This is a genomic window from Bacillus sp. JJ1764 (genome assembly GCF_036962145.1).
Classification (GTDB): Bacteria; Bacillota; Bacilli; order Bacillales; family Cytobacillaceae; genus Neobacillus.
In genome coordinates, this window is sequence record NZ_JBALNY010000218.1 from 771 (window position 1) to 3,162 (window position 2,392).

Annotated in this window: 2 protein-coding genes; both read right to left on the minus strand. The window is 40.0% G+C overall.

Features of this window, described 5'->3' with window-relative positions; genetic code table 11:
- Nucleotides 1-231: 231 nt before the first annotated feature.
- Nucleotides 232-1,518 carry an NO-inducible flavohemoprotein gene (gene hmpA / locus V7083_RS22470; RefSeq protein ID WP_335482273.1) on the minus strand — a complete coding sequence of 429 codons (1,287 nt, stop codon included), beginning with the start codon at nucleotides 1,516-1,518 and terminating at the stop codon, nucleotides 232-234.
- A 115-nt stretch (nucleotides 1,519-1,633) separates the two neighbouring features.
- Nucleotides 1,634-2,392: sulfite exporter TauE/SafE family protein (locus V7083_RS22475; RefSeq protein WP_335482275.1), on the minus strand; the 759-nt coding region annotated here is incomplete at its 5' end.

Here is a 2,392-nt window from a genome sequence, read left to right on the forward strand (position 1 = left end):
GAAAGACATTTTCGTCAGATTCGAGAAGCAACTTGTCTTTCATTGAGCTGATGAAAAATATTTTCGCCAGATTCGAGAAGCAACTTGTCTTTCATTGAGCTGATGAAAGACATATATGTTGGATATGAAAAGCAATGAGTCCTTCATTGACCTGATGAAAGATGCATTTCCTAGATTATAAGAGGAAAAGTCCTTCACCAAACTAAGTGAAGGACTCTTTTTTCCTAACAACTATTGAATCTCCTCAAGCTGGCCAAACGATCCAAAAAATTCATAATGAATCCTCTCATTGGGCACGCCCCATTGTTTCAATGCCTTATTGACTACTTTCATAAAAGACTCCGGACCGCAAAAATAAAAATCTGCATTTGAGGACGGCAATATCTCTTGAAGCCACTCCAAACTAATATACCCTTCCTTGTCATATTGCTTTAATTCTGTATCTTCATCTGTTGGTCTTTCATAAATCACAAACGAGTTCAGGTTTTTATGTTTTGCTGCGAGGTCATTTACATGCTTTTTAAACGCGTGAAATTGGCTGTTGATAGCAGCATGGATATAATAAATTTCCCGACTTGCCTTCTCGTTCACTGTTGTATTTAGCATACTCATCATCGGTGTCAGTCCAACGCCACCGCTAATCAGGACTAATGGAAGGGTTGACTCCATGTCTAAATAGAAATCACCGGCTGGCGCTGTGATAGGGATTACATCACCTTCCACGATATGATTGTGTAAATATGTGGACACAACCCCGGCAGGAATATCACCTCCATTGCCTTCCTCTCGTTTCACGCTGATTCGATAATTATCTGATCCTGGACGATCTGATAGACTATATTGCCGTAAATGAGTATATTGCTCTCCCTCCATTTGCATCTTAACGGTGATATACTGACCGGGAATAAAGTCAGCTATTTCCTTATCGTCCTTAGGCTTTAAGTAAAAAGAAGTGATCACATTACTTTCTTTTACTTTTTTCTCTACGACAAAATCTCGGTAACCAGCCCATCCACCAGGCATGGTTTCCGCTGTTTTATACATTTTATCTTCCATTCGGATGAAGACATCGGCAATTACTTGATAGGCATCGGCCCAGGCATCCATGATTTCCTGAGGCGCGGCATCTCCCAATACCTCTTTAATGGCTCCGAGCAAATTCTCCCCAACAATGGGATAATGTTCAGGTTTAATTTGCAGGCTGCGGTGTTTTTCTCCGATCCGTTCAAGGACTGGCATAATTTGACTAAAATCCTCAATATTAGCCGCTGAACCGTAAACCGCGTCGGCAAGGGCCTTTGGCTGGTGCCCGGTAAGTTGATGGGTTTGATTGAAGATATTAAGTAATTCCGGATGCTGTTTGAACATTCGCTTGTAAAAATGTTTGGTGATCGTTTCTCCATGCTCTTTTACGATTGGCAGAGTAGATTTGATGATTTCAAGCTTTCGTGGGTCCAATTTTTTAACCGTATGTAATACCTCTTGCCAGGAATTTTTTTCTTCTTTGGGAACAGACATCGTTTTTTCTCCCTTCTTTTCACAATACAAATTTAAGTTTAACCATTTCATAAATGGTTCTATTTGTGGTAAAAAATGTTAAAGCCAAAAGCAGTTCCGCTTTTGGCTTTTCAAGTCACAATATTTCCATCCATGTTTTAATGGCTGTTATCAGGATTAAGATCCCCATAATCACTTGCAATATTTTGGTATTTACTCGTTTACCGGCACTTGCTCCAATTGGTGCGGCGATTAAACTTGCTATAACTAATATGAGTGCAGGTAAGAAGGTAACCTGACCGGTTATAATTTTTCCAGAAACCGATCCAATAGATGAGATAAGAGTAATGGCCAAGGATGAAGCAATCGTCATTCTCGTAGGAATTTTTAAAACCGTTAACATAATCGGAACTAAAAGGAATGCACCTCCCGCACCGACAATACCTGCCCCAATTCCAACGATGAAAGCTAACAAAGCCGCCAACCATTTGTTGAAGTCTACCTGATCCAGTGGAATATCATCGAGACCTTTTTTCGGAACAAACATCATAACCACTGCAATTAACGCTAAAATCCCATAAACGATATTAATTCCCGTTTCTGGCAAATGATTCGAACCAAAGCCACCGATAAAGCTGCCGCACAAAATACTAAGGCCCATGTAAGTAATCAAAGTTTGATTTAAAAATCCGCCTTTACGATAGACCCATACGCCACCTAGTGTCGAAAAAAACACTTGAATAGCGGTTATGCCTGAAACCTCATGGGCGGTAAAATGCCCAACACCCAAAAGAATAGGAATATATAACAGCATGAGGAAGTTGATAATCGCTCCGCCGATTCCTAGCATGCCTGAAATAAAAGATCCAATAAATCCAATAAAAAAAATCGTAAA